Source organism: Streptomyces sp. CNX435 (genome assembly GCF_059570575.1).
The window spans coordinates 1-9426 of record NZ_JCANTA010000052.1; the positions used below are offsets into that span (position 1 = coordinate 1).

Sequence of the window (9426 nt, forward strand, 5' to 3'; positions counted from 1 at the left end):
CCCGCCGGCTCGCCCTCGCACTCGCCCACACCCACGCCCACGGCCTCGCGACCACCACCCCCACCCCGGCCCCCGCCGCCCACCTGCCCGACCTGCCCACCTACCCCTTCCAGCACCAGCGCCTCTGGATTTCCCCCGCCCCCACCCCGGCCACCCCCGCCACCGGCCACCACCTCTTCCTCGACGCGCCCGTTTCTCTCGCCACCTCCGGCGGCACGCTGCTCACGGCCGAGATCTCGCTCGCCACCCACCCCTGGCTCGCCGACCACGCCGTCGCCGGCACCGTCCTCCTCCCCGGCACCGCGATGGTCGAGCTGGCGCTGCACGCCGGCGAGCAGACCGGCTGCGGTCACGTAGACGAACTGACCCTCTCCGCTCCCCTGCTCCTCCCGGCCACCGGAGCCGTGCGCCTCCAGGTCACCGTCGGAGCGCCCGACGCCGAGGGCCGGCGGTCCCTCGGCGTCCACGCCCGGCCCGCCGACGACGACGAAGCGCCGTGGACCCCGCACGCCGCCGGCGTGCTGTCCCGTACGCCGCACGCCACCCCGCCCCGGGACGGCCTGCCCTGGCCGCCCCCCGACGACGTGGCGCCCGTCGACCTCTCGGACGGCTACCTGCGCCTCGGCGACCGCGGCTACGACTACGGGCCCGTCTTCCAGGGCCTCCGCCGGCTGTGGCGCGACGGCACCGGCGACGCGGTCTTCGCCGAAGTGGCGCTGCCCGAGGAGGCGGCGGCCGACGCCGAACGGGCCGGCGTGCATCCGGCGCTCCTGGACGCCGTCCTGCACGCGGTGCTCCTCGGCTCGCCCTCCGACCACACCCTGCTGCCGTTCTCCTGGTCCGGCGTACGGCTCCACGCGACGCGCGCGACCTCTCTGCGCGTACGCGTCTCCCGCATCGGCGAGAACGCCGTGGCCCTGGCCGTGACCGACCCCGCCGGCGAACCGGTCGTCACGGTGGACCGGCTGTCCCTGCGGCCCGTGGACGCGGAGCGGCTGCGCGGTGCGGCCGGCGGGCGGCGCGACGGGCTGTACCGGGTGGAGTGGAAGCCGCTGGCGCACGGCCCGGACCGCGCTGACCACATCGACCTCACCCACCTCGCCGACCTGGCCGTCCTGCCCGTCCCGGTCCCGGAGTTCGCGGTGGTCCGCGCGCCCGCCGCCGACGCCGCCCCTGACGCCATGGCGGTACGCGCCTCGCTGGCCCGGGCGGTGGAGCTGGTGCAGGGGTGGCTCGGGGACGAGCGGTTCGACGGCTCGCGGCTGGTCTTCGTGACCGGCGGCGCGGTGGCCGTCAATCCCGGTGACCGGGTGGACGACCTCGCGGGCGCGGCGCTGTGGGGGCTGCTGCGCTCCGCCGAGTCGGAGTTCCCGGGCCGGTTCGTCGTCGCGGACCTCGACGACGACCCCGCTTCCGCCGCGGCGTTGCCCGCGGCGCTCGCCACCCGCGAGCCGCAACTCGCCCTCCGCGCCGGCCGCCTGACCGTACCCCGCCTCGTACGCCACACCCCCGGCCCCGCCCGCGCCGTGACCCCGGACCCGGACCCGGACGCCTCGCCCTTCCGTCCCGACGGCACCGTCCTCATCACCGGCGGCACCGGCACCCTCGGCGCCCTGCTGGCGCGCCACCTGGTCACCCGCCGCGGCGTACGCCACCTCCGCCTCGTCTCCCGCCGGGGCCCCCGCGCGGCGAACGCCGGCGCGCTGCGCGACGAGTTGACCGCCCTCGGCGCGACCGTCACCGTCACGGCCTGCGACCTCACCGATCCCGACGCCACCCGTGCATTGGTCGAAGCCGCCGCCGAGGCGCGCCCGCTGACGGCCGTCGTCCACGCCGCCGGCGTGCTCGACGACGCCCTGATCACCAACCTCACCCCGGAGCGGCTGGACGCCGTCCTCGCCGCCAAGGCCGACTCCGCGCTCGCGCTCGACCGCGCCACCGCCCACCTCCCCGAACCCCCGGCGCTCGTCCTCTTCTCCTCCACCACCGCCACGCTCGGCACCCCCGGCCAGGCGAACTACGCCGCCGCCAACGCCTTCCTCGACGCGCTGGCCCACCACCGGCCCCGTACGCGCGCCATCGGCTGGGGCCTGTGGGCGGAGGCCAGCGGCATGACGCGGCACCTGGGCGACGCCGAGATCCGCCGCATGGCGCGGCACGGCGTGGCGCCGCTCGCCACGGACCACGCCCTCGCACTCTTCGACGCGGCCACGAGCGCCGCAGGCACCCAGGACGAGCCGCCGCACCTCGTCGCCGCCCGCCTCAGCCTCCACGCGTTCGGCGACGGCGGCAGTCACGTACCGGCCGTGCTGCGCGACCTCGTCCGGCCGTCCCCCCGGCGGTCCGCAGCCGCCGCGCCGGCCGAGGAGGGCACGTTCGCGTCCCGCTGGGCGGGGCTGCCGGCGGCGGAACTGGAGCGCGCGGCGCTGCTGCTCGTACGCGAACAGGCGGCGGCCGTCCTCGGCCACGACTCCCCGGCACCGATCGAGCCCGGCCAGACGTTCAAGAGCCTCGGCTTCGACTCCCTGACCGCCGTGCAGCTGCGCAACCGCCTCGCCGACGCCGTCGGCCGCCGCCTGCCGACGACCCTGGCCTTCGACTATCCGACGCCGCACGCCCTGACCGCCTTCCTGCTCGGCGAGAGCGCCGCGGGCGCGCCGGAGCGGGGTGAGACCGGCGGTGAGACCGGCGGCGTCGCGGACGATCCGGTGGTCATCGTGGGCATGGCCTGCCGCTACCCGGGCGGCGTGGCCTCGCCCGAGGACCTGTGGGGGCTGGTCACGGCGGGCCGGGAGGGCCTGGGCGCCTTCCCCACCGACCGGGGCTGGGATCTCGACGGGCTGTTCCACCCGGACCCGGACCGGCCGGGCACCTCGCACACGCGGGCGGGGCACTTCCTCTACCGGGCGGGCGACTTCGACCCCGACCTCTTCGGGCTGTCGCGGCGCGAGGCGCTGGCGATGGATCCGCAGCAGCGGTTGCTGCTGGAGACGAGTTGGGAGGCGTTCGAGCGGGCGGGCATCGACCCGGCGGCGCTGCGCGGCAGCCGCACCGGCGTGTTCACCGGGCTGATGTACCACGACTACGCGGTGGGCGTGGACGCGGGCGCCGAAGGCGTCGAGGGGCACGTGCTGACCGGGACGCAGGCGAGTGTGGCGTCGGGTCGGGTGTCGTACAGCTTCGGTCTTGAGGGGCCTGCGGTGACGGTGGATACGGCGTGTTCGTCGTCGTTGGTGGCGTTGCATCTGGCGGCGCAGTCGTTGCGTACGGGCGAGTGTGAGATGGCGCTGGCGGGTGGCGTGACGGTGATGGCGAGTCCGGGGACGTTTGTGGAGTTCAGTCGGCAGCGTGGGTTGTCGGCTGATGGCCGGTGCAGGTCGTTTGCGGCGGGGGCGGACGGTACGGGGTGGGCCGAGGGCGTCGGGGTGCTGGTGGTCGAGCGGCTGTCGGTGGCGCGGGCGAACGGGCATCGGGTGCTGGCGGTCGTACGCGGTTCGGCGGTGAACCAGGACGGTGCGAGCAACGGGCTGACGGCGCCGAACGGGCCGTCGCAGCAGCGCGTCATCCGCGCGGCGCTCGACAACGCCGGGCTGGGCGCGGGCGACATCGACGCCGTCGAGGCGCACGGCACGGGCACCACCCTGGGGGATCCCATCGAGGCGGAGGCGCTGCTCGCGACGTACGGCCAGGGGCGGCCCGCCGACCGGCCGCTGTGGCTCGGATCGATCAAGTCGAACATCGGGCACGCCCAGGCGGCGGCGGGCGTCGCGGGGATCATCAAGATGGTCCAGGCGCTACGGCACGGGCAGCTGCCCAGGACGCTGCACGCGGAGGAGCCGACGCCGCATGTGGACTGGGACGCCGGGGGCGTTGCACTGCTGACGGAAGCGCGTCCGTGGCCGGAGGCCGACCGGCCGCGCCGGGCGGCGGTGTCGTCGTTCGGTGTCAGCGGCACGAACGCCCACGTCATCCTCGAACAGCCCGAGCCGGCGCCCGAACCCCCGGCGGAGGTGCCCGCCGGACCTGTGGCCGTCCCGCTCTCCGCCCAGGGGGACGACGCCCTCCGCGCGTACGCCCGGCGGCTGCACGGGCACCTGGCGACCTGCCCCGGACTCGGGCCGGGGGAGGTCGCGGCGGCGCTGCGGACGCGGGCGCGGCTGACGCGGCACGCGGTGGTCGTCGGCGCGGACCGGCAGGACGTGCTGGCGGGTCTGGAGGCGCTGGCGGGCGGGGTGCCGCATCCGGGTGTGGTGACCGGGCGGGCGGGGATTCCGGGTGGGACGGTGTTCGTGTACCCGGGGCAGGGGTCGCAGTGGGTGCGGATGGGTGCCCGGTTGCTGGAGGAGTCCCCGGTGTTCGCGGAGGCTCTTGCGGAGTGCGCTCAAGCCCTGGCTCCGTACACCGACTTCGACCTGATCGATGTCCTTACCGGGGACGACCCTGCCGTGCTCGAACCGGTGGAGGTGGTGCAGCCTGCGCTGTGGGCGGTGATGGTGGCGTTGACGCGGTGGTGGGAGCACCACGGCGTACGTCCGGACGCGGTCATCGGACACTCGCAGGGCGAGATAGCCGCCGCGCATATCGCGGGGGCGCTGAGCTTGGAGGACGCGGCGCGGGTGGTGGCGCTGCGGTCGCGGGCGTTGACGGCTCTTGCGGGTACGGGCGGGATGCTGTCGGTTGCGTTGGATGAGGCCGGTGCGGACGCGCTGCTGAAGGCGTGCGGCGTCGCCGGGGAGGTGACGGTCGCCGCGTACAACGGGCCCGCGGCCGTCGTCGTCGCGGGCCCGGCGGACGGGTTGGACGCCGTGCAGGAGCACTGCGCGCGGCACGACGTACGGCACCGCCGTGTCCCCGTCACGTACGCCTCGCACACCGCCCTCGTACAGCCCCTGGAAGCCGAGTTGGAGGCGCGGCTTGCGGACATCCGGCCGCGGGCCGCCGGCATCCCCTTCTATTCCACGGTCACCGCCGGGCCGGTCGACACCACCACCCTGACGGCCGGTTACTGGTTCACCAACCTGCGTTCGCCGGTCCGCTTCCACCAGACCGTTCAGGCCCTCCTCGGCGACGGCTTCGGTCACTTCGTCGAACCCAGCCCCCACCCCGGCCTGCTCACCGCCATCGAAGACACCATCGACCAGTCCGACAAAAAAAAAAACCGCGACGACGACACCCCCCGCCGGCTCGCCCTCGCACTCGCCCACACCCACGCCCACGGCCTCGCGACCGCCCCCGGCACTGCTCTCCCCGCACCCGCCGACCTGCCCACCTACCCCTTCCAGCACCAGCACCTCTGGCTGGCCCCGCCCCCCGCCACGTCGACGCAGGACACCCTCGACTCCTGGCGCTACACCGTCACCTGGCGCTCCCACACCCCGCCCGCCACCCAGCCAGTCCTCACCGGCACCTGGCTCCTCCTCTCCCCGCCCGCCTCGGCGCCGCCCCCCGCCCTGGTCAGCGCCCTCGAAGCCGCTGGCGCCACCGTCACCACCGACCCCCGCCACCCCGACCCGACCGGTGTCCTCAACCTCGATCCCGACCCCACCGCCACCCTCACCCACCTCCACCACCGGCGGCGGCAGCCCGCCGTCGCCCCCCTGTGGACCGTCACCACCCACGCCGTCCGGACGGGCCCCCACGACCCGCCCCCCGACCCCGACCACGCGCAGACCTGGGGCCTCGGGCGGGTGGCCGCGCTTGAGTACGTCCGGCACTTCGCCGGTCTCGTCGACCTCCCCGCCGACCCGCGCCCCCACCACTACACCCATCTCGTCCGGCACCTCGCCGACAGCCACCGGCCCGACCACGAACCCCACCTCGCCATCCGCGACCACACCACCCGCACCCCCCGCCTCGTCCGCGCCGCCCGCCCCGCCCCGCGCCCCGGCGCCACCGGCTACCGCCCCCGCCACACCACCCTCGTCACCGGCGGCACCGGCGCCCTCGGCCCGCACATCGCCCGGTGGCTGGTCGACGCCGGCGCCGAACACCTCGTCCTCGTCAGCCGCAGCGGCAGGGCCGCCGACGGCGTCGCCGAGCTGGTCGCCGAGATCGAGGACAAGGGCGCCGCGGTCACCGTCGCCGCGTGCGACGTGGCCGACCGGGACGCGGTCGCGGAGCTGGTGCGACGGCTCGACGCGGACGGCCACCGCATCGGGACGGTGATCCACGCGGCGGCGGCGATGCGGCTCAACTCCCTCGACGCCCTCACGGTCGAGGAGTTCCACGAGGTCGTCGAGGCCAAGGTCGCGGGCGCGCGCCACCTGGACCAACTGCTTGCGCACCACCCGGTCGAGGCGTTCGTGCTCTTCTCCTCCATCGCCGGCGTGTGGGGCAGCGGCGACCACGGGGCGTACGCGGCGGCCAACGCCTGGCTGGACGCGTTCGCCGAGCAGCGCCGCGCCCGCGGCCTGCCCGCCACCTCCGTGGCGTGGGGGGTGTGGGGCAGCGACACGCTGCCCGACGCCGTCGACCCGGAGTTCCTACGCCGGCAGGGGCTGCCGCTGCTCGACCCGGAGACCGCGCTCGCCGGCCTGCGGCAGGCGCTCGACGACGACGCCACCTTCGTCGCCCTCGCGGACGTGGACTGGGAACGGTTCCTGCCCGTCTTCACCTCCGCCCGGCCCAGCCCGCTGCTCGCGGAGATCGCCGCCGAACAGCGGCCGTCGGAACAGCGCTCGCCGGAACAGCGGGTGGAGAGCGCGCCCGTACGCGACGGGTCGCCGCTCGCGCACCGGCTGGCCGGCCTGGCGCGGCCCGACGAGCGCGAGAAGGAACTGCTGGCCGTCGTCAACAGCTGCCTCACCGCCGTCCTCGGGCAGCGCCCCGGCACCGGGGCGACGGCGGACACCACCGACAAGACCCCGTTCCGGCAGCGCGGCGTGGACTCCCTGCTGGCGGTCGAACTCCGCAACCGGCTGGGTGAGGTGACCGGCCTGCGGCTGCCCGCCACCCTGGTCTTCGAGCACCCCCACCCGCTCGCCGTCGCCCGCCACCTCGGCGAGGAACTCGCCGGAGAACTCGCCGGACTAGCCGGGGACCTTGCCGGGGAGGCGCCGCCCATGGCCTCCGTACGCGCCGAACTCGGCCGCCTGGAGGCCGCGGTCACGGCCCACGGCGTGGGCGCCCCGGAGCGTACGGAGATCGCCGCCCGGCTACGGACCCTGCTGGCCGGACTCGACGCCCCACCCCCCGTCGGCGAGGCGGACGGACCGGAGGGGGCGGAGGGCGCGGAGGACGACGATCTCGACCTCGTCAGCGACGAGGAGATGTTCGACCTCATCGACCGCGAATTCCGCGACGGCTGAGGCGTGCGACCCATGCCGACCGCCATCACCACCGCCCCCGCCCCATCCACAGCCGGACCGCCGCACGACGTGAAGGACGCGCCATGGCCGAGGACATAGCCAAGCTCCGCGACTATCTCAAGCGGGTCACCGTGGACTTGCGCAAGGCCCGCCGGCGGCTCCAGGAGGCCGAGGACCAGGCCCGCGAGCCGATCGCGATCATCGGCATGGCCTGCCGCTTCCCGGGCGGCGTCACGTCCCCCGACGACCTGTGGCGCCTGCTCGTCGAGGAGCGCGACGCCATCGGCCCGTTCCCGGCCGACCGCGGCTGGGACCTGGAGCGCCTCTTCGGCCCCGGCCCCGGCGGTACGACGACGGTGCGGGAGGGCGGTTTCCTGGACGACGCCGCCGGTTTCGACGCGGAGTTCTTCGGCATCTCGCCGCGCGAGGCGCTGGCGATGGAGCCGCAGCAGCGGCTGCTGCTGGAGAGCGCCTGGGCGGCGCTGGAGCACGCCGGTATCGACCCGTCGGGCCTGGAGGACGCCAGGGGCGGGGTCTTCGTCGGCCGGAACTACCACGAGTACGGGGCCCCGCTGGAGTACGCGCCGGGGGCGGTCGAGGGGCACCTCGTCACCGGGTCGGTGGCGAGCGTGGCGTCGGGGCGGATCGCGTACAGCCTCGGGCTGTCGGGTCCGGCCGTCACGGTCGACACGGCGTGTTCCACCTCCCTGGTGACGCTGCACCTGGCGGCGCAGTCGCTGCGCTCCGGCGAGAGCGATCTCGCGCTCGCGGGCGGGGCGACGGTGATGTACACGCCGGGCACGTTCGTGGAGTTCGGCAAGCAGGGCGCGTTGGCGGCCGACGGGCGGTGCAAGGCGTTCGCGTCGGGCTCCGACGGCATGGGGATGGCGGAGGGCGTGGGCATCCTCGCGCTGGAGCGGCTGTCGGACGCGCGGCGGAACGGGCACCGGGTGCTGGCGGTCGTACGCGGCTCGGCCGTCAACCAGGACGGCGCCAGCAACGGGCTCACCGCCCCCAGCGGCCCGGCACAGCAGCACGTCATCTGGGCGGCGCTGGACAGCGCGGGGCTGGGGCCCGGTGACGTGGACGCGGTGGAGGCGCACGGTACGGGGACGGAGCTGGGCGACCCGATCGAGGGCCGGGCGCTGCTGGCGACGTACGGGCAGGGGCGTGCGGCGGACCTGCCCCTGTGGCTGGGGTCGGTGAAGTCGAACATCGGGCATGCGCAGGCGGCGGCGGGGGTCGCGGGGATCATCAAGATGGTCCAGGCGATGCGGCACGGGCAGCTGCCCAGGACGCTGCACGCGGAGGAGCCGACGCCGCATGTGGACTGGGAGTCGGGTGCGGTACGGCTGTTGACGGAGGCGCGGCCGTGGCCGGAGGTGGACCGGCCGCGGCGGGCGGCGGTGTCGTCGTTCGGGATCAGCGGCACGAACGCCCACGTGATCCTGGAACAGGCCCCGGAGGAGGCGGAGGAGTCGGACGACCCATCGGCCTCAGGCCCCGGGGCCGTGCTGTGGCCGCTGTCGGGCAGGACGCCGGCCGCGCTGGCTGCCCAGGGGGCGCGCCTGGAGGCGTACGCCGAGCGCCACCCGGGCCTGGTGCCCGCCGATGTCGGCCACACGCTGGCCACGTCCCGGGCCGGGCACCGGCACCGCGCGGTGGTCCTGGACGCCGACCGGGCGGCGCTGAGCGCGCTGGCCGGGGGCGGGACGCACCCCAACCTCGTCACCGGCCCGGCCGGCGGCCCTGTGGCGGGCAAGCTGGCGTTCCTCTTCACGGGGCAGGGCAGTCAGTTCCCGGGGATGGGGCGGGAGTTGTACGCGGCGTTTCCCGCGTTCGCCGCGGCGTTGGACGAGGTCGTGGCGGCGGTGGATCCGCATCTGGACCGTCCGCTGCGTGAGGTGATGTTCGCCGGTGAGGCCGAGGTGCTGTCGCAGACCCGGTACGCACAGCCCGCGCTCTTCGCGTTGGAGGTCGCCCTCTTCCGGCTGATGGAGGGGTGGGGCGTTGTACCGGACTTTCTGGCGGGTCATTCGGTGGGGGAGATAGCCGCGGCTCACTGCGCGGGCGTTCTCGACCTGGACGACGCGGCGTTGCTGGTGGCCACCCGGGCCCG

Annotated in this window: 2 protein-coding genes; both read left to right on the forward strand. The window is 75.5% G+C overall.

All coding sequences use genetic code 11. The annotated features are described in order from the left end of the window. Positions 1-7307, forward strand: a 7307-nt coding sequence (locus T328_RS35730; protein WP_496500436.1) for an SDR family NAD(P)-dependent oxidoreductase, incomplete at its 5' end; no start/stop codon positions are given. 83 nt (positions 7308-7390) lie between these two features. Next, a partial coding sequence (locus T328_RS35735) for a type I polyketide synthase (protein ID WP_496500437.1) occupies positions 7391-9426 on the forward strand: 2036 nt, incomplete at its 3' end.